Origin of the sequence: Pseudomonas sp. TH39(2020) (assembly GCF_016650715.1) — a bacterium.
Taxonomy (GTDB): Bacteria; Pseudomonadota; Gammaproteobacteria; order Pseudomonadales; family Pseudomonadaceae; genus Aquipseudomonas; species Aquipseudomonas mandelii_C.
Window position 1 is genome coordinate 298646 of the sequence record NZ_JAEKFF010000002.1, and the last position, 24150, is coordinate 322795.

Below are 24150 nucleotides of genomic sequence, written 5' to 3' on the forward strand. Positions count from 1 at the left end.
CAGAGTAAAACTGGTGCTGATCGTTCATCAATCACGTTAGCCTGGCGGTCTCGTCAATGGGGTGCTTTTTCGGCCAATGTCGCTGGGAAAATCCTGGCGACAGTACCGATGCGGACGCCGTGTAACGCAGTGTGACAGGGGGGCCCGCCCCGGTGGTTTGACTAGTGTTTTTTAGAAGGTGCGATCGAAACTGCTTGGTGATCCGGGGCTCTGAACAGCAATTTCTGGGGGCTCGGGTCAGAGGATTTCAGGCTTACTTTTAGTTCGCCATTCGTGCCTGTTATCTGAAGCTGCGAAGCTGCTGACCGGCCAAGTTCTCGCCATGCCCACAGTAAAGGCGTACTCGCGTTCCAGGTCGCCCCCATGGTTGATAAGTGCGGGAACAACTGATATTGCTCCAACTCGGTGTCTGTGTACGTTTGATGAGCGTGATACACCGTCAACATGCAGGAAACAGGATGCGTGTGTGTTTCACACTGCTCCGCGTTCAGTGCTGAATGAACCTTTTCCTGATTCCACGCCAGCTTGATCAACCAGACGTTCATCGCCGGCAAGAGCTTATCTTTGCCGTTGCCTTTTAGCGCTACGATGCTGCCTTGGAGGACTGGATTGTTCCAGGCGCTGACATTGTACGCGCGCTGATCGGCAGGGATGTTTCCTTCCCGTTCAGCGATACGTTGAGCGCACAACTTTGAAAAGTCCTCAAGCATCGGAAATGTTAAGTCATAGCCGGCCTTGTTGAGAATCTCCCGATCCCAGCACAGCCCCTCGAAACGGCCTTCAATGTCCGCTTCAGCATCTACCAGAATGATATCGGGAATGCCTCGCCTAACGAGGCTGATCAACCCCAGGTTGTCGGAGCCACCGCCGTCGCTAAGGCGAATGGTGCCTACGCCCTCACCGAAGGGATGGTCTTTAACGTTGACGCCCCATCGGGCGGCAGGCAATACCGTACTGACCCATTGCACCTTACGCCAGTGACTGGTGCCAAAGCCCTGGAAGTCACCCGCCGCAGCAGAGGCTCTCACGGATCCGGGAAGTTCAGGCAGCATGTCCGGGTAGTCGGCTGTTGAGAGGTAACCTGATGCTTCTGAGCCGTAGCTGAATGGTGTCAGTTCAAAAATCGAGCGTTCATCGGGTTGATTTTGCTTGGGGAGAACGGTGGTGTTGATGATCCAGAGGGGCAATGGCCGAGCATTACCAGGCTGCTCGTTATCCTGTGACTGGAGCAGCTTATGATCCAATTGCCGCAACTTTTCCCATGTATGAACTCCAGGCTTTACATAAGGACCGCCGAAGAGATCGGTATCGGCGTTGGCAAATTCAACCTTCTCGCCAGCGCTATGAAGTCGAGGCTCCGGTGTGAGGCCCCAGGTACGCGAGATACCTTCCTCGTATTTGCGCCCCAAGTAGCTGTCTGGAACAAAGGGGAAGCGCAAAACCTCCAAAACCGTTGCCAGTGCGACGGGAAATGCCCCGGCGCTAGGGCCACTCCCATTTTCGCCGTTAAAAACGACCGGGCTTCTTCGAAACACGTCCGGGTAGCGGGCGAGTTGGGCCTGCCAACGATAGTCGTCTGTTGCACCGGTCCATTGTTGACCTGACCACTTCAGATTACAGCCTGGAAGCTCCTTGAGGCCGAGCAGGTTGTTCTCGTTCTGTCTGAGTAGCCTGAGGTTTACCTCCTTGTCTTCCTTATCGTATTTAACCCACCAATCTGGTCGACAATCTTCAAAGGCTTCCTGGTACTTGAAATTATCTTGATCCGCGTCCAAGCGCCGGGCAAACAGCCAATAAGCAGCATAGCCACCGCCAGAAACCGACGAAATGACGTCTACTTGATCCAGCAATTTTGTATCGTTCAACCCATTCAGCACGCCGAATGCGAACATTCCGGCACGGGTTCCTCCACCGGATAACGCCAGACCAATACGAGGTGCGCCGCGCCGGATTCTTTCTTGTGCGTAATCTTTTTTAATCGAATCAGCGTCTGCGCTCGCCAGGGGGGAGCGTCTTTCCATTCGCGGGTCGGGGGTTTCGGGAAAGTTTGGGCTCGATATGCATCCTGCTAGGAGAGTTGAAAAGGCGATGACACCGGTGACCGGATTGTTCCATGTCATTTAAGCACCTACGTAATGAAGGTAACCAATTAGGGGATACTCAGTGTAGGCGGGGTTTGAGGGCGTGATGGCTTTTTGGTTTTAGCTGTAAAAGGCAGAGGTTGAGACCCGCATTGGATATGGGAGTCTGCATATTGGATCCAGTCGTCGTGGTTGGACTCATTTTGCGGAGAACCTTGGATGAAATACTCGAAAGCGAGTATTACTCGCACGAGACACTCCACAACTGATCCAACCGCGTTGTATAACTTTGACTCATCATCTCCCGCCGCATCCCCCAAACAGGATTATCCGGCACACTATCCGACCGCAGCTTCCCTTTCCCCCAACGCCCATTGATCTCATCCAGCACCGACTGAATCGCCCCGGAGTCTCTGTACACCATGCAAGCTCATTCGCGCGGCAAGAGTGATCGCGATCGGCGCCTCACCGAAAATGAACACGAATTACACACGACCTTGTACACGCAGATTGGTCTGGCCGGACTCCCAAGAGTTTATGAAATCTGATATCGGGTTTCTGTTGCTCATTCGTCATTTTTATCGGAAACGCTGGTGATATGGATCGCGTTTGCGCCATCGTCGCCAGTCAGATACAGCCGCAGGGCGAAAAGCAAGTCAGGGGTATGGTCGCCGTGGGGCTTCTCGATGTTGATCTGTATACGGGAATAAAGGCAACCATTCGACTGCGCAACGAACTCCGTCACCCGTTCGACACGATTGGCCAACTCCTTGGTGACTTTCTGATGGGGCTGAAGGAGCATCCTGATCTGAGCGTCCGGGGAGTTACGTGCTCGAAGCAGGCCCAGCAAAAGCTCAAGCGGTTCGGTGGTTAATTGGAGCCAGTTGAGGGTCGTCCTTTTGTCATTAATCTTCTTTCTGGGCGGGCACGGCTTGATTTGACTTAGGACAGTGTTCAGCGAATCAAGAATTGCCGTCATTTGCTCCACATCAAATTGTTCAACAAAGTGCCTGTCTCGCCAGATAGCGTAAGCAAACACGCGAAGGGCGCTCTCCGTCGGACGTTCCATAAACCCGGACAATATGGATTGCTGCCACGGTTCGACAACACTACCGAGTGCAAAGCCGACTGCTCGCGGGTTGTCAATCCTGTCCTTGCTGACCTGTTCGGTTATCCACTGAACGCATTCATCGGGAGCATCGCTGTGCATACAGCACATCAAAAAACGGATTTCGTCTTTTACCTGTTCCGGAAGCTGACTTTCATGCAACAGGGACGCGAGGTAGTCGATGTTGGTGCGGGCAGCGTCGGCAAAAGCCTTGGGGCAGTCTGCATCGTCAATCGAACGTCCATCGCGCCAGGTTTGGATCACCGGGTAATAAAGGGCTTTGCGTATTCTGTTGAGCGGCATACTGATTGACGCTTCATCGAAATCCTTGAGGCGCTCTATTTCCTGATGATGTTCACCCGCAATATTTCGGCCGGAGTACTTGCCAGCGCGCTCGATGACTTCAAATGAAATCCTGCTGCCTTCAAGAAAGTCCGCGTGGTTTATTCCATCAATGAAGCTTTTTTGATGAATGAAGACTTTTTTTGCAGAAAGGTCAGTGTTGGCAAAGGTGAAATGCCCTTCGTTCTTGTCCTGGCGCCATGTCGTACTGATGACACCGGTTGTCCTTTCCCGGGGGCGTATATAGATATCCTGATCCAGCTGTGCAATCGCGTTTGGTATCCAGTCAAGCAGATCAGCGGTTTCATCGCCGCCATCCCTTGGCACGTGGTGCAGATCCGCCCATGTCATCGGGGCAGGGTATTGCGGGGCAGGGGCGTCGGTAATGATGACTTCTGCAGTGCGGCACCATGTAGCGGTTACCGGATGGAACGATCCATTTTGTGGTACGAAAATCAGTTTGTAAGGATCGTCCGCACCATATTCAAAGGTCAGGTGGAGTTTGCATACAACGTCTTTGTTGAGTGGAAACGCCGGCGATTCCAAACGGGCCGAATATCCGAGGTCTTCGGTACTGTCGCCCAGAAACAAAGGAAACTGATAAAAAGTTCTTCCAGCGGGGAGCGTGAAATCTTCACCAACCTCAACAGCGACCGGCCTGCCACGCAGCGGTTTGACGGTCGTACCACGGGAAACAAGGTGGAAGCGCCGATGGAGTCCGTCCCTGACGGCCTTGATCGAGAGTTCGGGAATCTGGTCGCGCCACAGTGCGATACCCCCTGCACGTTGTTGCAGCGAATGAAGACGTATGCCTCCCGTCACCGGACTGTTCGTCAAGTTGATCGCGAAAGCGAATTGCCCGATGCGCGGGTCGTTTCTCAGGGCCGCGGCGTCGACGACGGTGGGCTTTGTTGCGCGAGGTGCTTCACGCCATTGCCCTTGATCGTCGAGTGTGGGGATCTCGTATTTTTTTTCTTCATGCATCTCTGGCGACGCGTTCGAGATGATGACTGGAGGATGGCGCTCCCAATAAAACCCGTTCGTTTCGGGCAAGACTTTCTTGAGCTCCGGGTCGAACCTGGCAATCAATTTGGTGACGCAAGTTTTTCCGCCGACACTATCGATAACCACGATCGCGGAGTCATTTCTGACTTTCGAGTAATCAGCTCGCAGAAAGGCCGCGGCGATGCTGCGGGGCAGGGGGATCGCATTCTGGAACCGGGCGTTGACATTGCGGCGGGTAACGTCAAGCTCGAAATCGTTGAGGGCGTCGGGAACCAGCCAGATCAGCGTCTCGTGCCTGAACACGCTGTGTAGTCTTGAGGCAAATGCGCGGGCGGCAGGGTCCAGTTGCTCGGGATCGGTTCTGGAGAAAAAAAGATCCGCCGAAGACAGGGTAGTCGCCTGCGCATGAGCATAAATTGCATCGGACGTGAAAAGGTCGAGTGCCACCGCGGTATTCGCATCGCGCCATTTTTGCCAGAGAAACGCGTCGGGCAGAAATCTGACGGTTGTGCCCGTGGCATAACGAGGACGCAGGGTGGCGAAATCGACGCAAACCGGGGTACGGATATCTTCAACACTGACGTTGCGGTTGATTATCTCCGGTACTCGCTGAGCGACGACTTTTGATAACCACGGTCGAATTTCGAAGCGGTCGTAATCGAAAAATACCGGCATGTCCGCGAAGCGGTGACTACCGTCCCGCCACATCTGGGCATAGGTGTTCCACAAGCGTTTGGTCCGGATACGTTCCGGCAGCCTCGAATGATCGGCAGAGAGGTCATCCTCCAACGACTGCAGCAAGCGCCAGGCATCCCATACACGGCGGTAGTCGCGGTGCGAAAGGAGCGTGTTGTTCGGCGGCAGGTTCTCCCAGCGACCGATGTCGCGGGCCTCGCCGGAACGTAGCCAGGTCAGGATTTGCAAGAGCAGCTCATCTTCGTGTCCGAGAATATCCCGGCGCAACTCCAGTAGCTGCGCGAGGTGCTCGACAAAGGCTTTTAGCAGGCGGTTTTCTGGCAAGTTGATCGATTGAAACCGACGAACGCCCTGCAGGTAAGGGTTACCTGCCAGTTTTTCTCGGATATTGCGCCCTGGGCGGTTGCTGAGCTTGATGAAACTGTTGGCATCGAGTTCGCGTACGGCATGAACCGGCAGCAGCGCCTGTTCGCGACGAGGCGCTTCGTTAAGCCCACGGAAAAGGCGCTCAACCGAGTGGCGGCTGTGTTCAACGATGCGCCAGAGGCGGTCGCGAACCGGACGTCCTGCAGAAGGCGGCGAATACCCGGACATTCTTGCCAGCACCGATGACAGCGATTGAGGCAGCGCTTGTCCGCTTCTCGGGTCGAATTCGACGGCATGGCAAAACCAGTCTGACTGATCGAGCAAAGTGCGGATGACGTCGCTGTCCTTTTGCGTGCCTCGGTTATCGGCGTAAAGCCCGGACAGCGAGATGTCCGCCGGTGATGAAAGGTCAGATATCATTGCCGACGATTCTCCCGGCCTTTACGCTTTCCTCCAGTTGTCTGCGCAACTCATCGCGTTTTTCAGCAGACCTCCCGTTCCACATCTTGTGGCGCTTGTTCTGATCGACCTCGTCTTTCATGTACAAGGTTGGAGGGGTTTCTTCAGCGGCCGTGGTCGAACTCGCGACTCGTTTGTTGTCCTCTGTCGGCGATTGCGAGACTGGCGTATTCAGATAGTTTGCCGATTGCCAGATGAACTGGCCGTAGCCCAGTTCGCAGGCGAGGTCGAAGTCTTCGCGAAGATTGAATGGTTTACCGATAAAAACCCCCGTATTGAGCTGGTTGCGGATTTTATCGAGGCAGTCAGTCTGGCTCTTGCCGCGAGTGTCTATCCCGCGAAGCTTGGGCATGACCTTCTGCACAAGTTGATCTTCGAAGGCGGTGTGCATGGCCTCGGCCAGCAGGGTTTCGTCCTTAGCGTCTTGAGCCGCCCGGACGTCCGGGTAGTTGGCCATGTAATATTCGATGGACTGCCAGACCCGGTGGCCAAGCGCCCGGCCGGACACAGACAACGCCTCATTCAGTTTCTCGATGAACTGCATGAAGGGGTTGATTTGTTCTTCCGAGAAGATGCTTTCTCTGGTCAGCCAGTCATCCCAAGTCTTTCTGTGTAGCGTGTTGCCACGATTACTCTCATTAAGAGGCTTGAGTTTCAGGCGACGTCTAAGCTCGGTCGGACGCGGGAAGTTGATGATAATCGAGCGGTCAATCACCTTGTCAGAAAGTGATTTGGTGGTTTCATCCTGATTCATTGTTCCCGCCCACAGGACGTTACGGCCTAGCGGAAGTTTGTAAGGCTCCATTCCCGCGCCGATTTTTACCGGCAGAAACGGTACATCCTTGCCTTTCTTGCCACGCCGCAGTTCAAGCTTGCTCAAGAACTCGGCAAAGTAGAGTTCAGGGTGAGCAAGGTTCATTTCATCAAGCAGTACCAGGCAGACGGAGTCAGACAACCCCGGATATTCTTCACTCCATTGCTTCTGGCTTTGCACGAGCAAATGCAGAACCGGCTGGGCGTCGAACTTGTTGTCAATCGAATTGAAGAAGCCAAGCATCGACTCCTGCGAATCCCAGTTTGGCTGGACCGACAGCGGCTCGAAGTAAATGCCGCCAAAGTGCGAGTAGAGGCGCGGCAGTTCGGATTTACCGGTGCCGGAAACGCCTGAGAGTACGGTAACCGGAGACCATTCGGACGTTTTCAGCGCTGTATGGAAGGCTTTCAGGATGCGCGGATTGAAATTCAACCCGTAGGCGGTGCATGCGTTGCCAATGTCCGTGAGCCATTTCATTTCATTGATTTCGCGCTGCGCAGGCTGCACGACTTTTTCTGCAGCGATATGCGGAATCTCGATTTCCTTGTGACGCGCCTCGACTTCCGCAGGGCGTTCGTAAGCAGCGCGAAGGCGGTTGAGTTCGGCTTGCGCTTCGTTTGCCGAACCTTCGAAGATAGAAGCCCTATGCGACAGGGACACGTTTTGCGCATGGAACTCGGCGTTTTTGCGGCGCAACTCGCCGACCTCCGCAACATCGGCGCTGTTGCTCTCGAGTTGTCGGGACAGTTCGTCTGCTCGGGCCTTCTGAGTTTTGTACTCCGATTCGAGCGCCTGGGTCCTCAGACGCATTTCTTCGGTGGGCCTTGTGGCGAGATCTTCCCGCAGACGCTTGAGTTCATCGGACTGGCTGTTCAACTCGCGAAGGACCTCGGCCGGGTCGTTACCGCCAAGCTGACGTTTCAACTGCTCAAATACGCCCAGTAGGTCGGTTTGTGTAGCGAGGCTGTCCCGCAGGCGCTGGTTATCCTCGACATAGGATTGTTTGTGCTTGTTCAGTGATTTGTGTGCTTCTTCCAGATTCGCAGCAAGTTCCTCAGCGAGTAAGTCGTTCCGTCTGCTCCATTGTTGCTCCTGCCGCTGCTCTCTGCGCTCCAGATTCCGCTCGGAAATTTCCAGCTCCATTTTTCGGCCGTGGATGTCGCCTTGCATTGCAGACAGCGCGGCTTTCTGTTTCGCAAGCTCCGAATATTCCTTGTCCAGCAATGCGCGGGCGTCTTCGTGATGCTTCGCCCAGGCATCGCGTTCTTTGGCGATGTCGGTGCGGATACGGTCGCGCTCAACGTTTTCGGCATCGCAAACTTCGGACAGGCGTTTGGCCCTCAGCTTGGCGATCTCTTCTTCGAGGGAGGAAATTTGCTGTTCACGGTTTTCGGCAATCTTTCGTTCGGCGTCGGCACGCAGAGTGCGTAACTCATCGCTCAGGCCGGTACGTTTATTGCGCAGTTCAACTTCCAGCCCGACACGTTTATTGTGCAGCTCAACTTGCAGTTCGGCACGTTTATCGTGCAATTCATCTTCGAGCGCGGCACGTTTGTCGCGCAGTTCGACTTCCAGTCCGGTACGTTTATCGCTCAATTCAACTGCCAGCTCGGTGCGCTTGTCGCGCAATTCAGTTGCCAGCGCAGCGCGTTCGTTGGCAAATCCGGCCTCGCGTTTTTGTTCATCGGCCTTGAGTTTTTGCTCGAGCTGATTGAGCTCGGCCACCTTCTGATTCACTTTGGCAATCGTGCGCTGTTTCTCTTCATCAAAGGATTGTTGACGCTTGGCAAGCGCCTGTTCACGGGCAGCTATTTCGGTTTCTCGGATTAGCTCAGCGGCATCCTGCTTCGCGGCATCTTCCAATTTGCCAGAGTGCTCCATTCCCTATACCTCTATCAGTGTCTTGATTATTTTGTAAGATGCTTTGCGAAGTTGCGCGACTTGCTCTTTTAGCATTGGCAGCGGTTCATTGCCGTGGCCCCGCTTGGTAATCACAGCTGTCATATCGTCCACGAAAGACGGGGCAGTACTGGCAATTGACTTCAATACGTCCTCATCAGCCATCAGCAGAAGGGCGATCACGCAGGCCCCCAGCGACTGTCCGACACCCTGCAAGGTTTGCCGCACCGCTGCAGGCCTGACCGTGCGCAGACCTTCAGGCAGTTTGCTGCAGAGGCCGGCATTGACAGCTCTGGTTCCGGCGACCGCGATAAGCTGCGCATCGTCGGCCTCAGGGGGTAACCAATAGATCAGCGACACCTCGAAGACGGACTGCAAAGCTGCGTAGAGATCGCGAACGAATGCGAGTGCATCGTCCCCGTCCTTGAAAGACAGAAAGGCGCGCTCGACATGAACGAGCCGGTCTTGCAGGTTGGCCCCGAAGCGGTTGAATGTCTTGTAGCCGAACTCGCTCTGCAGGCTGGCGCGGGCATCCAGCAACGAGTCTGCGCGAAAATCGCTGTCTGTGTCGGAAGGAGAGGTGGACGCGAGAGTCTGTGAAAACTTGATCTGCACAAGCAGTGTCTCGATGATTTCACGCATCAACGTTGCGTCCGACAGTTCCATCTCCGGGGCGTCAGCCTTGCCTTTGCCGTGGCCCTTTTCATCGCGCTGCTTTTTGATGTGAAGAAGCTGGTTTATGAGCTCTGGTTGCTGTTTCGCGAGGCGCCGCAAGGGATTGGACTCATCGTCTTCTGCTTGCAGGATGGCGATGGCGAGGAGGGTCTCCAGTTCCGCCTTGCCATTCTGAAAATCGATGAGTTTGCCTTCTCTTATGGGTCTGAAGCCCGATCGCGGCGCAGTCAGGCCGATCTTGGTCGCGGCCTGCGCGAGCAAGGCGCAATGCTCTTTAGGCTCTGTGAACTTGAGCCCTTCCAACTCACTTTCATAGGGAGACTTGATGCATGCGTAAAACAGGGCCCATTCCAGGGCCGAGTAGATCTGAGCGATAGAGTGAAAGGGGGCATTGGGCCGCAGGCGCAGACTGTGAAGAAGTTTTGGAAAGCGCAGCCAATTGTCTTCGGTCTCGAATGCCTCCTTCGGCTTTTCGTCCTGGTTGTGCGCCTTCGGGTTGCTCAGTGAGGCTTTCCAGTTTTTCAACCAGTTGGCCTGCGCTTCATCTTGTTCAAGCAGATGTTCGAATGCCCGTTCAAGGATCAATGAGAAACCATTGCCGAACGGGTCGGCGATACGGAATTCACCATCGCTTTTCTGGATTGCAATCGGACAGTGGAGGAAATGCCGTTCTGCTTTATCGATGATCATGATCTTCTGAATCGGCGGAATATTTTCCTCCCGTCCCGAAGCCGCGGATCTTCTCTGTATCACGCGTACTAAGCTGATGATATCGCGCTGAGTGGGAGGGCTATGCGTGTGGGCGTCATTCAGTGGGATGCGCCTATAGCGCTTGTTCTCTTCCTGTTTCTGCAATGGATTGTTGTCGTCCAACCAGTGCATGAATGGCAGCATCTGTCCGGTGACGAGTTCGCGAAACACCAGCGCGGTGGCAAAAACCGGCACTTGCTCATCGTCGTTCGCACCGACATCTTCCTTTTCGACAATAACGTTGAATGGATCAATCAGTGCCTTGTCCTGCAAGCGCAGAAGGATGCTTTCGATCAGGTCGAGTGGAATGCGGGTTTCCTCCGCCAGTGCCTGAGCGTCCATCGCACCGGATACCGCGAGGAGCTTGAGAATGAGTTGTTCGAAGGCGTTGAGGCGCTCGCCATCTGCAACGGGTTTTGGCAGGGTCACGCGATAAGTGTTCACTGGCCACATCAGATCGCGTTGCCCGCCAATGGCAGCACCGAACGGCTTTGGTGTGCCGTAGTCCAGGAGTTTCAACATTGCAGAATGACTCCCTGTTCCTGGCAGAGACGATGGAAATCCACCAGTCCCGGGATATGCTCGGCGGCCAGTTTTCCGTGCAGCAGACCTGAGTCGCCGACCACCACCAGCAGTTTTTTCTGGCGGCTCATCGAGACATTGAGGCGGTTATAGAGGCAGAGGTGACCGAACAGGGACCGTGCCTGCTTCTCTTGACTCTCTAGAGAGGTTTTCCAATCTTGTGGCAAGGTCCTCACGGTCGACAGAAACACGACATCGAATTCCATGCCCTGGAACGAGTCCACCGTGCCGATACGGAGCCTCTTCTCGTTTTCCGCAAACGCACCGAGTTGCTCCCTGATGAGTTCGGACTGCGCCTTATAGAACGAGATCACCCCGAACGACAGATCCTTGCCAGCGTCGCAATCCATCCACGCCCTTAACTGGCGTGAGATGACAGTGGCTTCGGCCGGACGTATCCAACTGGTGTCGCGGCGCAGATGCTTCCCTTTTTCCGCGGGCACCTCCAGCCAGACCGCGGGTTTGCCGTCGGTGTCTGGAAGGGCATGGACGAAATCGCTGGCAGGCCGCCCGGATTTGAATTTCTCGGATGGATCGAAATGCTCATAGAAGTTACGGCTGATGAAATCGCCGAGGGTCGGGTGCATGCGATATTGTTTGTCGAGCGTGACCCGCCGCGGGATCTTGTCGTTGTCCTCCAGTGTCTTCAGGCGTTCTGAGAACAGGTACTGGAACATCGACTTCTTGAGCCATTCGGATTCTGACGGTCCCGTTTCGCCGGTTTCCATCTGACCGGCCACTTCTTCGTCGATGATGTGGGGCAATTGGCGGTGGTCGCCGACGAGAATGATGCGCTTGCCCTGTGCCATCGGCACCATGAGGTCGCGCGGCGAGACTCGTGCGGCCTCGTCGACGATCACATACTCGTATTCCAGTCTCTGTTGGTTGTCGTTTTCATCATCGCCCCTGATGCCTTTCTGTTTTTGCATGTTCCCACTCACGCTCTGCTGGCAGGTGGCCGCGAACGCGAAACTGTAATCGGACACTGCCTCCAGCATGCTGTAAGGGTTGCTGTCGAGTTCAGCGAGGAATTCGGCCAACGCGGCAGACCGCTTGTCCCTGGCAGTATGTCCCACGGACTTGATACGTTTGATGGCCAACTCTGCCAGCGCAACGACGGCGTCATTGCGCTTTTCTACGCGAAAGACGGGAGGAGTGGTGAAGCGGACGAGCAGTGTTTTCTTCAGGTTTGCCAGCGCCTCGAGAAATGGCGGCGGTCCATCTTCGCTGCGCCACAGGCTGGCGTTGTCCAGTAAATCGTGATCCGCCTGATCAAGCATGTCGCGCAAGTCGTCCAATGCGTCAGCGGCTCGATCCGGTCCATCGTCTGCGAAACTCTCGAAACGGCAGCGAATACGGCGCACGACATCCAGCCATTGACCGGAACTGTCATTCAGCTGTTCTTCCTGGCGCATCCTGTTCAGGAGATTCACGGCTTGACGTGCACCGTTTTCGCCGAGAACCCGAATGCCTAGCGAAGCAATTTTTTCGGCAAGGTCTGCACCCAATGCACGCGTAGGCGTCTGGATATAGTGTAGGCACAGAAGCTTGATTTCCGTTTCCTGCTCGATTTCGGCAATTTGCGGATTTCGCTCGCGCAGTTCAGTTGCAAGCTTTGCGCACCATTCGTCCATCCTCTTTTCGAAGATGCTTAATTCTTCCAGCGGTGTATTGGAGCGCGTGCCGAACTTGGGAACGGGAAGACCATTAAGCGACATTCGCTCGATCATGTTTTCGACCGCGTCATGCTGAAAACCGGTCAGCAGCACTTGGCCTTTTATACTCGCGCCGCGTTTGTCGGCCATCTCGTTCAGCCGTTCGAGGATCGCGGCGATGACGGTGGTCTTGCCGGTCCCGGGTGGCCCTTGAATCAGCGCAATGTCGGGTGTTTCCAATGCGCAACTGATTGCCTCCAGTTGTTTCGGGGTGGGGTCTTCCTTGAACACCTTGCGGCGAACAAATGCCGTCAGCGGTGCGATTGACGGTGGCTTGCGGGCTGGTGCGATTTTCCCTTTTTCCTCTACCAGCAACCCGAGTTGCGGGTTGGCTGCGCGGCCCTCACTGATCGAGTGCCGGGCGGATAACCGTCGCTTGATCTGGGTGATTTCTCCCGCCAGCGAGAGGATGAAACGGCCCGACGGCGCTGGCAAGGTTTCAGTCTTGAGCGTCAGTATTTTCGATTCCTTGTCGAAAGCGATCACCTTGAAATGGGTGTTTGTTTTTTTCCGCTCTTCTTGCTGAAGAAGCTTTTCTTTTTCTACGGCTCGCTCTATTCCGCTCGCGAAATCCTTGAAGCGCAGTGATGCGTCTTCCAGGTAATCCGGGAGTTGTTCGATCAATTTGACTTCGGGCACAAGGCCCTGCTCCAAGGCTTTCAAAGCAGTCTCGCTGGCTTGGGAAATGCGAACAGAGACCGTTCCGTCGCGTTTCTCGGCCATGTCGGAGAACTGCAAGGCGCCGACTGTCCGTGCTCGCTTGAGCAGCAATTCGCCTTCGAGATCGCCGAATTCGTCCCATTTTTTCAGATAGCTGACATCGTCCTGCGTCAGTTCGGTTAACTGCGCCTTGGCGAAAGCGCTGATCTGACCTGTCTGTGACCAATCAGTAAAGCGCAGCGTGCCTTTGACCAGGCGCAGTGCGCGATCCGTCCTGCCTCGGGACTTGGTCATGCGCGTGGTCAAGAATATCGATTTACCCTCCGGCAGCGAGGTTTGTGTCGCAACAAAGCGAATGCCATCGCCAGTAACACAGAAGGAATTGCTGCGGGTCGGCTGTTTGTCCTGGCTGAGGGCTGCGTGGCCAATCGCGATATCGTCCTCATCTGCGGTTTCCGGGTCTTGCTCCAAGTGAGCGTCACTGTCGCTGCTCGTCTTGTTCACGGCAGGTTCCGGCTTCAACGCTTCATCAATTGCGGGGCCAGCGATCAAGAAAAAGAATGAGCTGCCGTCTTGTCGGAAGCAGCAATGCTCATCAAGCAGTCTGTAAAGACGTTCACCTTTGGTTTGACCCTTGCGCCCGGTGATTTCGTTGATCTTGGTTTCCACATATTCGTCCACCCCGATGTCGACTTCACCCATCTCCAGGCACCCACCTGAGAAGAATGCGATTTGCAACTCCATGCTGCCATCGGCGGCAGGATTGACCAATCGCGCCAGCATTGCGCGTCCGCTGGCGAGTTCCGCATTGAGGCGACGGGTGTCGATGGCCGCGACGGTCCGCACGCAGAGGAGTGAGTCTTTGAGACGCAGATCGAAATCGTCGGGACGCGCCGCACTGGTCTCAATCGAAAGGACTGCGCGACCCTGCAAGCCTTCCACCGCGTTGTCAGGCTGCTTGACGCGGATCGTAAGGATCTCGGCCGGAATGTCGTCGAACTTCATTTCTCTGCTCCTGCGAATTTGAAAACCAGGGTGTCGGGAAAGGTTTTCGTCCCTCGCACGGGGTGTGCAGTCTTGTCGTCGAAGTCGAGAACGGCCTCGTACGCTTGCGCGTTGTTATGCTCGAATGAAAATGGGTGAAACAAACGGTGCGGCAAGGAAAACTCTTTTGCGTCGGCCGGGATCACGATTTCCCCACGTGGCGTTATGGCGCGGGCAAAGGGCGGTCGGGGGGCACGGCAAAAAGGACATTGCGTATGGTCATCGGCAAAGTAACTCATGGCGCAGGCATGGCATTGCAGCGAAAGGTCGAAGGCTTTCTTCAATTCCAGCGCCCAGAACGCAATCGTCGGACGGCGATGCGGCTGATTTCTCCCGGCGCCGAAGGTTTCGTGGAAAAGCCGCCGCAGCCCAGCCGTCGCGACCAGTTCGCGGGGCAAACCGGTATCACCCTCGTTCGAATCGTCGTCCTCGTCATCGATAAAAGGGAAATACCCGGCATAGGCCTGGTCCTGCAGATCGGCAGGGCGCTCGTCTGTCGTCGGCTCGGCGTCCCAACCGCTGTCTTCATCCTCGGGCTCCAGCACTTTCTTGCCGATGAATGGATGGCAGAGTGCGAGTGTCTTGAATGCCATCACGGCAAACGCCCAGCAGTCCGATCGCGGGCGCGAAGCATCGGTTGCCCGAACAACTTCCGGAGCACCATAACCCGGCGTATAGACGGAAGTGCCTTCACCAGGCATTTCCAGACGCATATTGTCGGCATCAATAAGCCAGACATCGCTTGCGTGCTCGGCAATGAACGCATTGTCCGCGGAGATGTCGCCGTACACCAATCCCGCGCTGTGCAAACGGGCGAGGATCGATGCACATTCTGCCAACGCAAACAGGCGGCGCCGGGTTGAGCCTGTGTTGGCGTAATGCCACAGACGCAATGCCAACTCCCGATCAGGAACGGCTGCCAGCCACCGAGGAAGTGCAGGGTTCTGAGATTCGAGCGCTTTTTTCGCATCGCCGTCGAGATCGAAAAAATTGAAGGGTTTCATGCCGTTCAATAGCCGCATTACATAGCCAGGCTCATCTCGCAGAATGGCCAGAGGCAGAGAAACAGGAATGCGCGACGGAATTGGCAACAGACGGATGTTCTGGAAGCGACGGCGCAGGTCGGCTTTTGTGTCCGGCTCACCCGAGGTGTCGAGTGGTTGCTTGATCGCCAGATCAGCATCTCGCGTACGGTACACGACGCCCTGGCCACCTCTGGCAAGTTCTTCAGTGAGGTAATGCTGATTGCCGTAGTCATCGCAGAGTGGTTTTGTGCGAGCGGTTCGTGCGGGCTTATCCATGGCTGATCTCCTCACAGCAGAGGCAGGCGATAGTCTTGTCGTCGCTGTGCTTTGGTGTTGGCCAGTTTTCGAGCATCTCTTGCAAACGCTGGTTGGCAGTCATCGTGGCGAGAGAACGATGTGCCTCCATTACGCCGGTAACGAAGCCGTCGACATCGTCCAGGTCGTCTGCGACACCGTCGGTGCAGAGCAAGATGCCCAGGCAGTCTTGTTCTGGCAGCGATGTAATCTGCCAGTCCCTCCCGGAGTCGCTCGATGACAGTGCGGCCGTGATGTTTGAAAAGCTCTGTGACTTGTCCTCGCTAAGCGCCAACATCGAGCCATCGAACCTGACGGCGGCGAGCAAGCCATCGCCCAGCATTCCCAAGTGGATGACGCCATTTCCAAGCCGGAATGCGAACAGGCAGGTGGCTGCACAATCGCGGGGTTCAAGCGGCGCAATAAGTGATAACCAGTTGGACTGGATACATTGCGACAGGAATCGAGGGGTTATTTCGCTTTGTCCACGGCAGGCGTGTGCCGCGCGTTCCACTGCAACACAGGCAGCCGCGCTGCCAACATTGGACAACGGCTTGGAGCCGAGCCCGTCGCAAACAACGATGCCATCCCCCCAGTTATGATGGAACGATGCCCAGGCATCCTGGTTGGGAGTCCGCGAGGCTATATGTGCCGGGCCTCGAACGCTTGCACCAAAACTTTTCCAGAGCATCATGCTGAACAGTCTTCCAGCCAGCCGTCGAGCGCGGCGAAGAACTCATCAGTCACAAACACATCGGGGCCTTTGAATCGTGGATTCGCATCTGCGCCTGTTTTGATAATGCGTAGCGTGTCCGGCGGCAGGCTCGCGGACCATTGCTTCAGTAGTTTCGTATCGGCGTGAGACCAGAACCCATCGGAAAGCAGCAGGATTTTCCCTTCAGGTTGCGTTCCGAGCAACTGAATCAGGGCTGCAACGCTAGACGTTCCACGGCAAGCAAGCAGTTGCGCCGGATACTCCTGATTCTCGGACCAATCGGGGAAGTACGCTTCGCCGGCCCAGGCACACAATCTGATTGGTGTGCGGCCATAACCCAAACGTACCCACTGCGCAATCGTCATGACGGTTGTTCGCATGATGAATGGCTTGGCCAGATCAGCCATGCTGCCGGAGATGTCACACACCACAAAGAGCGTCATACAGACGCTCTTATCGATTTGGTACGTTGCGCGATCGCGGTCATCAGCGCGTCGAGTTGCGCTGAAAAGGTGTCTCCGCACCAGGGCGTCAAACGTGCATCGTCGATCTTTTTGCGCACCGACTCCGACTGGGGAGCAAAACAGCAGGCAATGATTCCACGCCCCTCGACGCCACCGTAGTAGCGAACCAGGTTCTGCAATTTCATCACTTGTTCCTGGCTTACGTAGCCCGCCTTGCATTCCACTATGTAGAGCGAACGACCGTCTGTGAACGTGACATCGAGTTCATTATGTGGAACGTTGCCATTGAATGAATTGGCACTTGCCCGATTCAGTTGCAGCGTCAGATTGATGCGCAGGTCCTTGATGATCCCGCGGTCTTCGTACGGTTTGCAGCGCAGATAGACGTATTCCTCGAACCAACCGCCCGACAGGTATTTCGCAAAGTCGGCCCAGTCGTTGAAACGCAGATCCAGTCCGTTGCCCACGACGGAGGCGACGTTGCCTTTGGCAAAGCTGAAAACGAATCCACTGCTTTCGATAACGAAGGGCGTGAGCGGCGCATTTCTTTGCTGCTCTTTTTCGTGTTGGCTGCTGAAGCTGCACAATTTTTTGTAGTCTTTTGAGAGCTTGCGACGGTGCTTCCAGAGCATTTCGGTCAGGCGGCGGCGGTCTGACGATAGCTCCTGTAACGGCGCAACGGAGGACAGTTTCAGTCCGTCGGCATTGAGCAGCAAAAACGTTTCGACCGAGTCAATCGGTCTGATGGTTTCGCGGCGAAGGCTGTCGACATACGTCACGCGCTGGTTGCGACTGTCAAAGTAGAACGGGATGCCCCCCAGCGCACGGGCTGCGGAGAGCGCCCCGGCGAACATCAGTTTCGTTCCGCCCGTCAGGTTGACGCCGATGCGCGCGCCTGCCGGCAAAGTCCTCGCATGACCGATGATTTTTTCCTGGACGTCGTGGGCATCCCAGGGATCGACGGCCAGTTCGTCAAAGTTTGCGTCGTGAATGAATGCCCGCATGCAGGCCGCCGGAAAGTCCTTCGAGTTGACGAAAACATGCCGGCTCGATGCAAACTGGCGGATGCCGAGTAAAGAGGGCATGCGTTGCTCGCCAAAAAGGTGAAAAGTCACATCGAAACCGTCATGGGCGTTGCGTGCCGCACTCTGGCTGACACCATGCCGTTCAAGCCACTCCGCAGGCAAGCTGATGGCTTCGGGTGGTTTGCCAATGACAGGCGAAACGATCAGGCGCTTTTTAAGGGTTGGATGTGCGAGTGCCGTCAAGGCCCAGATGAAGGCCATCACCGGTGTGCCCGGGCTCAAATAGAGGGTGACCAGTTTGTCTCCGGCTGTCTTCGCAACAGAATCCAAGGCACGCATGGCGCAAGCGTAGATGCCTTCGCTATCGTTGAGTTCGCGCAACTTCTCGCTCTTGAGGGAGATGTCTGTACGCTTGCCGAGAGCCTGCAGCTTATCTTTCAGCCAGCGGGCATAGTGTTCATGTGCCGCAGGAGTGTTGGCAAAAGTCGACACAAACTCGCTGGTGACGCTGTATTCATGTTGTTGGTTCGAGTCGTGGATCAACGCCAGATTTTCTGCCAGGTCGCCCTGACTCCCGGCGTGCTTGTCGGTTTCGTCATCCGTCCGTGTATAGCAAAGGATAACGACTTCACAGTAGTCCTCCGCCTCGAGGGCTCCGGCGATCGGACCGATGGTGTTTTCGAACCCCAGTGAGGCGCGGAAATCCGTGAGGCCATACCAGGTAAGCAGGGATTTCTTCATAGGGAACTCTTCTGAACGTAGGGCCGGAACCATGAAGTCTCATTGGTCATTCTGTTCATCAGAACGGCGCGATTGGATTTTTCGATACCTTTGAACTTGCCAATGCCTCCACTGGCCAGCAGTGATCCGGCGTCGTCTTCGTTCATGCAATACGCTACGCGCAGCTCAAAAAAGGCGAAGAGATCCTTACAAAGGGCAGCGCAGCGTTGCCATCGCTCCACGAAGGCGAAAACGAACACGCCTTTGCGCGGTCCATCTTCGGCAATGCGCTTGAGGAGATCGCCAGGAGAGGGCGGTTCGCCTGCTTTCGCCGGTTTGTACGAGGCGGATGGATACAGTTGTTTCTCGGAATCAAGGCCATCGATGATCAACGCGACACGGCGAGTGCCGATACCGTCCGCTATTGCTTGCAGCGGTAACTCAGCGACGTTGTCGAACACTCTCAAGCGTGTGCCGAGTGCCCGCGAGGCATCGAGGAAACCGCCGTCGGAAGTGACGCCACGGCCGTTGAAATAGATGACCTCATCGAAACTGTCGAGCGCAGCCAGGCTGGAAAGGGTGGTGGTGAGCAAGCCGTCATGGATAGGGTCGTTGTAGCCACTGAACAGCACATTGAATGCCGAGCGGTGGACAAGTGGGACCGTCAGTTTGTCGGCATCAAATGTCAGCCGCTCCCCCAGAAGCAGCACCTCTTGTTTTGCGCAGGCCGACTGATAGTCGATCGCGACTGGCGGCTCGGGCATGTGGGAGCCACTGAACACTTTCGTTTTGCCCGACATGCCCCGCGCTGTCGCGTAATCCGCCAGCCTTCTGATGTGTGTTCGGCAGAAGCTGCTTTCTGCCAGTGGAATCGAAAACTTCAAATTGCCGGACTTGGCACCGTTGGCATTATTGATGATTCCCTCTGGTGGGCTACGCAACTCGGTTGCCGCCCAGTTGTTCGCACCGAGGATCATTGCGGAGTCTTCCTGGCCACAGGCCAGTGCTATGCGACAGCCCAGTTGGGTAATGATGCTTCCCAGCGACAGGGCATTGATGCCTTTAAGGGTCTGCGTCGCGAGAAGAATATGAATGCCGAATGAGCGACCCTGCTTCAACAATTGCGAGAGCCGGTGCTCTGCTGCCTCCGCGACCGGGCGATTACCTGCAAAGAGAACCTGAAATTCGTCTATGACCAGAAGAATTCGCGGCAACGGAGCCTTGGTGGCTTCGCGATATTCGACGAAGTCGCGGACTTTTACAGTCTTGAACATGGATGCCCGCTTTTCCAGTTCGCCCACGAGGTGTTGGAGCACCGTCACTCCGTATTCGGGATCGCTCTCCGTAGCGACCAGCCGGGCATGGGGAAGCGGCGGGTCCGCGTAGATGTTGAACTCTGTTGATTCCTTGTAATCCAGCAGGTAAAGATCAACTTCTGCCGGTGAGTATCTTTCACATAGCGTGTGGATCAGCACATGCAGCAGGTTGGATTTTCCGGACCCGGTTTTACCGGCGAGCAGTGCATGGTGCTCGGAGGTTGTTGCACCGAGGATCAGAGGCGTGGGACCTCCGGCGCTGGTCCAGCCGATGGGGATGTCGAAGCCGCCGCAGGTCGTCGCACCTTTGGCAAAATCCGTCCAGAGATCAGGCATCGATTTGCTTAACCGCGCTTTCGCGGCATACAGATCGGCGAGCGCAGAGAAATAGCTGCCCAGCGAGTCTTGCCGAGGCCATTGCTCGGGCTGGTACGTCAATGAAAGTCCGCAATGCTCGCTGTTCCCGGCGTTGAACAGTGTGTCGAATGCCGTGGTAGAAGCGTTTATCGTCGCCCGAAATTTCTCGTAGCGCGGGTCTTGAAGGCGTGCGCCGTCAATCGCGATGATGGGCAAGACCCCGCAACGCGGACCGTTCTCGCAAATCCGCTGGAGGAACCACAGGCTCTTGTCCGAGAGCTGTTCCGGCACGTTGAACAACACCAGCACCTTGTAAGGAAGGGGGTTGTCGGCGTTGTTTGCGTTATGTTCCGACCAGTTGGACGACAGGTCATTGAAGCGATGTTGAATCAGTTGCTCGACTTCATCCTGCAATTTGCCAAGCGCGGCCTCGATTTCGTCCGAGCGCGTGAGCACTCGTTGTTCCGGTACCAATTGTTCGACTTTGAGCAGAGACAAAAACGGCTCGAGCGATTGCCCGAGGCGCAGCGGGTCGACGAGTGTTAACTCCAGTTGTCCTGGTGGCAAAGCCGAGAGCAATCGCAAGAGCAGCTGATGTGCCCACTTTTTGTGTGCCGGGTTGTCTTCCGACAGGGCGAGGGCATGGGGGAACGGGAAGGGAAGGACGTGAGGGACAAAGCAGGCAAGGTCCTCGAATCCTACTCGATACGCGCCGAAAGAAATGTTCGTGGGTATTTCTGTCGCTGCCAACGAAGCAGTCGGCGCTAAATCCATCAGCGCGGGCTGGTGTCGGCGAAGTCGTACATTCAAGTGTACGGCTTCGGCCGCAATGCTTTCCCATTTGCGGGTGAGCGTTGATCGCCAACTCGATTTGCGCTGATCCCGGCTGGCGTCCTCATACTTTCTTTCGGCCATGAGGCGGTACACCGTGTCTTCATCCAAGGGGGGCCGGTGTTTCGCCATGTCTTTTTGCAGATCGAGGATAGCTCGATCTTTCGTCCGCGCGGCGGCATCGAATTCGCGATTGATGCGCGCCAGTCCTTCGCGGTAATCAGCGAGGGCTTCGGTGATCCTGGTCATGGTGTGGTCGGGGGTGTTCAGGGAACCGTTCATGTCTCTGGTCCCTCTGATCTCGCCTGGAGAATTTGCGCTTCTTCCAGGATGCCATCGATGATCAGCACCTGCCGTTGGTAGCCCTCGCTGAAACTGCGCAGTGAATCGATATCCTTGAGTATCGGGGTCAGCACCTCGGCGACAATAGAGCTGGCAAATGCATCCGTAGCTCCTTCGGTGAACCTGCCAGTGCAAACCTTCATCAGCCCCATGACATCGTCAAACATTTGCGTCTCCCATCTCATCATCCATGGGCAACTCCAGAACCGCCGCATCAGCGGCGATTGTCGGAAACAGCGATACACATACCGCGCCCGGCAATAGATAACTGGATTTGATCCGGGGATTGCCTTTCCAGATCCCATTCAGGAACGCTCGCCAATCCTCTTCGGACAAGTCGATCGATTGGCAATCGGCTGTCAATGCCAGGAGTTGCGCCGTGGCCGCGTCAATGTCATCCATGTGGCCGTTGTTGACCGCATGTCTAAGCAGGTCAACGGCATCCCGGACCGGCGTGAGGATGTCGGGGTCAACAATGGCAAATCGTACTTTCATGGCCGTTCCTCCTCGCTTTGGCGAATGAAATCCAGGCAGGACTGATCTATGTCGTTTTTCCTCGGCAGCATTCCCACCATCGGCGAACCGGCCTGCCGCAAGGCGTCGCGAAGCTCTTTCTGCTTCTGCGGTGAGAGGTCCTGGACGTCTCGCGAGCAAAGCGTGCATTGCGCATCCGCCTGCTTGTGGCCCTCGGCTTGAAAAACCATGTGGTCCTTCTGCGCATACAGGTACTGCGCCTTGCCGCATTTCACTTCGAATGCCATCGAACCGCCCACCGGCGCGCCCATACCCTCGCCACGCCCCAGAATCACCGGCACTCGCAAGTCCGTTATCAGCAGGTCGGTTTTGGTGTATCGCCCGTTGTCGCCAACGAACGTCCGGCCTTGCGTTTCGATCCGTCCTCCCAGTGGAGCAAGTGCGTGTCGAACGATTTGCTCGCCGAACTCGCCACACAGGTGTATCCGTGCCCGACGTGCGACGATGTTGCGCTCTACGTCGCCATTGGCGGTGACCCACTGGCCGCGATACTTGTCAATCAGCCTGCGGTAATCAGGATTACGCTGGTAGAGATATTCCTGCAGCAAGTGTCGGTGCTCTGCCGACAGGTTCATCCGGTCTCGCAGTACATCCGGCGTGATAGGGCCACCGTGTTGCGTCGGGTCCCATTTCAGCCAGGCATGGAAGTCAGCAGCGCTGGGATTCGTCGCGAGATAGGCATCCAGTGCCTGTTGCGCAGCCGCCAAACGAGCGATGCCGATATCGATGGCCTGCGTCACGGACAGGAGTCGTGCATTGCATTCCAGCAACGCCTGAGCCAACGCCTGGCTCGCCATCGCCAGAGCCTGCTTTGTCAGATCTACCCGTCGCTCCATGGCCTGACGGTTCTCTGTGGCCCGTTCGAAATCGGCCTGTGCCAACTCCAGCATGCTCTGGGCCTGGTCTGTATCCGCTTGCGCTTCGTCAACGCAAGCGTACTCCCACGAGCAGTCCGGGCCTGCCCCGTCGTCGTTGGCATCCGGCTGAGCAAGACAGGCCGACAGCGAGGACTCGGCAGAACCGATCCTCGATTGGCTGCTATCCAGGGCCTGCTGAGCGCTTTCAAGCGCCTGATGGGCCGCTTGTTCCTGCTGGATAGCACTTTCCAGCAGGTTTTCGCTGCACTGCGACTCGTTGCGAGTGTCTTCGCACTGGTGTTCCACCGCCGCAATTTGGGCGTGGCAGGAGAACTCCAGCGCCTCGCGTACTGACTGCAAATCGCGCACGAGGTCTTCCAGATTCTCCACTTTGCCGATTGAAACTTGTGCCATCGCGACCCCTGCTCCCCTAGCTCTGCAGATAGTCGCGCAGACGCGAAGCAAGTGCGGCCAGATACGGCACCTGTTCCGTTGCATGTGCGCTGAACTGATGCAATTGCTGAACGAGCGACTGGTAATCCTCCTCGAACTGCAAGCGCTTCTCGTCCTGCCAACTATCACCAAGCGACGCGAATGCACCGTCCAGTGTGCCTACTGAGTCGTTGAGTGAGTCGATGAATTGTTGCAACGCATACGCGAATCGCTCTAGTTCGTCCGGGTCTCCGATTGCTTGTGCCATTACCAGTAGCCCCCATCGTCGTCTGAAGTGTTCTGTGGCTGCGGTTCCAGCGATGCCTGACGATCCTCGATCTCGCTCGCGGCCGGCAGGGTATTAGGCGTCTGCGACTTCGTACGAATCACCACCGACATGGTGACGAACTTGAATCTGTCCCGTAGCTGTTTGGCGTTCTCCGCATAGAAGAGATCGTTCTGCGTGCCTTCGATAAATTGCCCGAGTACCGCCTTGTCAGCGTCAATACCGATGGCAATCGCCATGCGATCGCATTTCGCGGAACGACCATCGCTGACGAACCTGTTCAGCGGCTCCTTCCAGCCGCTGTCCGGCTGCCCATCGGAGACAAGCACAACGGTAGGACGGTAGGCACGTGATGGCACGACATCTTTGTCTTCGATCATCGCTTTCGCCATGTCGAGCGCTACGCCGAGCGGCGTGGTGCCACTGGCGGAAAGTGCTTGCCATTGGATATCGCCGGCACTGGCCAGGGATTGATGCAGATTGACTTGCGATCCGAAGGTGATGATCGAGACCCAGATTTCAGTCTCACTGGATTCAGTGCCACGGAACGTATGCAGCATGTCGCGCACTGCATCATTTAGATTGCGGATCTTGTCTCCGCTCATGCTGGCGCTGACATCGAGCAGAAGAATGACCGGGAGCGGCTTGGCCTTCGGCACCGTGAATTTCGACGGGTCGAATGGGGTGTTGCTCATGGCAAGACTCCTTGAGAATTATGAAATGGATGGGCATAGCATCCATGCCTATGCGTCCTAC

Annotated in this window: 15 protein-coding genes and 1 pseudogene; all 16 read right to left on the minus strand. The window is 56.0% G+C overall.

The features are described 5' to 3' along the window. Positions 1-161: 161 nt before the first annotated feature. The 16 genes and pseudogenes from JFU47_RS01395 to JFU47_RS01470 all read right to left on the minus strand — a co-directional run bounded on the left by JFU47_RS01395 (position 162) and on the right by JFU47_RS01470 (position 24089). A complete protein-coding gene (locus JFU47_RS01395) occupies positions 162-2120 on the minus strand; it encodes a patatin-like phospholipase family protein (RefSeq protein WP_201180292.1) in 1959 nt (652 codons plus the stop codon). Between the two features lie 202 nt (positions 2121-2322). Further along, positions 2323-2475 (minus strand): annotated as a pseudogene (locus JFU47_RS01400) (DUF4113 domain-containing protein); the annotation flags it as partial. A gap of 171 nt (positions 2476-2646) precedes the next feature. Then, positions 2647-6018, minus strand: a complete 3372-nt coding sequence (locus JFU47_RS01405; RefSeq protein ID WP_201180295.1) for a DNA-binding protein — start codon at positions 6016-6018, stop codon at positions 2647-2649. Further along, positions 6008-8752 (minus strand): chromosome partitioning protein ParA, encoded by a 2745-nt coding sequence (locus tag JFU47_RS01410; protein ID WP_201180297.1) that lies wholly within the window; start codon positions 8750-8752, stop codon positions 6008-6010. Before JFU47_RS01410 ends, JFU47_RS01405 begins: the two co-directional genes overlap by 11 nt. A 3-nt stretch (positions 8753-8755) precedes the next feature. Then, positions 8756-10717 carry a hypothetical protein gene (locus JFU47_RS01415; RefSeq protein ID WP_242485031.1) on the minus strand — a complete coding sequence of 654 codons (1962 nt, stop codon included), beginning with the start codon at positions 10715-10717 and terminating at the stop codon, positions 8756-8758. Then, the gene (locus JFU47_RS01420; RefSeq protein WP_201180299.1) at positions 10711-14157 is read right to left on the minus strand and encodes a DEAD/DEAH box helicase; all 3447 of its coding nucleotides are present in this window, start codon (positions 14155-14157) and stop codon (positions 10711-10713) included. Before JFU47_RS01420 ends, JFU47_RS01415 begins: the two co-directional genes overlap by 7 nt. Then, positions 14154-15497 (minus strand): protein kinase domain-containing protein, encoded by a 1344-nt coding sequence (locus JFU47_RS01425; RefSeq protein ID WP_201180300.1) that lies wholly within the window; start codon positions 15495-15497, stop codon positions 14154-14156. Before JFU47_RS01425 ends, JFU47_RS01420 begins: the two co-directional genes overlap by 4 nt. Then, positions 15490-16209, minus strand: coding sequence for a PP2C family serine/threonine-protein phosphatase (locus JFU47_RS01430; RefSeq protein ID WP_201180302.1), 720 nt, complete (start codon positions 16207-16209; stop codon positions 15490-15492). The genes JFU47_RS01425 and JFU47_RS01430 overlap by 8 nt, the downstream gene beginning before the upstream one ends. Next, positions 16206-16673: a VWA domain-containing protein gene (locus tag JFU47_RS01435; RefSeq protein WP_201180304.1), complete on the minus strand. Its 468-nt coding sequence runs from the start codon at positions 16671-16673 to the stop codon at positions 16206-16208. The genes JFU47_RS01430 and JFU47_RS01435 overlap by 4 nt, the downstream gene beginning before the upstream one ends. After that, positions 16670-18460 carry a Card1-like endonuclease domain-containing protein gene (locus tag JFU47_RS01440; protein WP_242485032.1) on the minus strand — a complete coding sequence of 597 codons (1791 nt, stop codon included), beginning with the start codon at positions 18458-18460 and terminating at the stop codon, positions 16670-16672. The genes JFU47_RS01435 and JFU47_RS01440 overlap by 4 nt, the downstream gene beginning before the upstream one ends. Beyond that, a complete protein-coding gene (locus JFU47_RS01445; RefSeq protein ID WP_201180308.1) occupies positions 18457-21225 on the minus strand; it encodes an FtsK/SpoIIIE domain-containing protein in 2769 nt (922 codons plus the stop codon). The genes JFU47_RS01440 and JFU47_RS01445 overlap by 4 nt, the downstream gene beginning before the upstream one ends. Beyond that, positions 21222-21452, minus strand: coding sequence for a hypothetical protein (locus JFU47_RS01450; protein ID WP_096767012.1), 231 nt, complete (start codon positions 21450-21452; stop codon positions 21222-21224). Before JFU47_RS01450 ends, JFU47_RS01445 begins: the two co-directional genes overlap by 4 nt. After that, positions 21445-21780: a hypothetical protein gene (locus JFU47_RS01455; protein ID WP_201180309.1), complete on the minus strand. Its 336-nt coding sequence runs from the start codon at positions 21778-21780 to the stop codon at positions 21445-21447. The genes JFU47_RS01450 and JFU47_RS01455 overlap by 8 nt, the downstream gene beginning before the upstream one ends. Then, a complete protein-coding gene (locus JFU47_RS01460; protein WP_201180310.1) occupies positions 21777-23090 on the minus strand; it encodes a hypothetical protein in 1314 nt (437 codons plus the stop codon). Before JFU47_RS01460 ends, JFU47_RS01455 begins: the two co-directional genes overlap by 4 nt. A 16-nt stretch (positions 23091-23106) precedes the next feature. Further along, positions 23107-23376 carry a WXG100 family type VII secretion target gene (locus JFU47_RS01465; RefSeq protein WP_088235354.1) on the minus strand — a complete coding sequence of 90 codons (270 nt, stop codon included), beginning with the start codon at positions 23374-23376 and terminating at the stop codon, positions 23107-23109. After that, positions 23376-24089, minus strand: a complete 714-nt coding sequence (locus JFU47_RS01470) for a vWA domain-containing protein (RefSeq protein ID WP_201180311.1) — start codon at positions 24087-24089, stop codon at positions 23376-23378. Before JFU47_RS01470 ends, JFU47_RS01465 begins: the two co-directional genes overlap by 1 nt. Positions 24090-24150 lie beyond the last annotated feature (61 nt).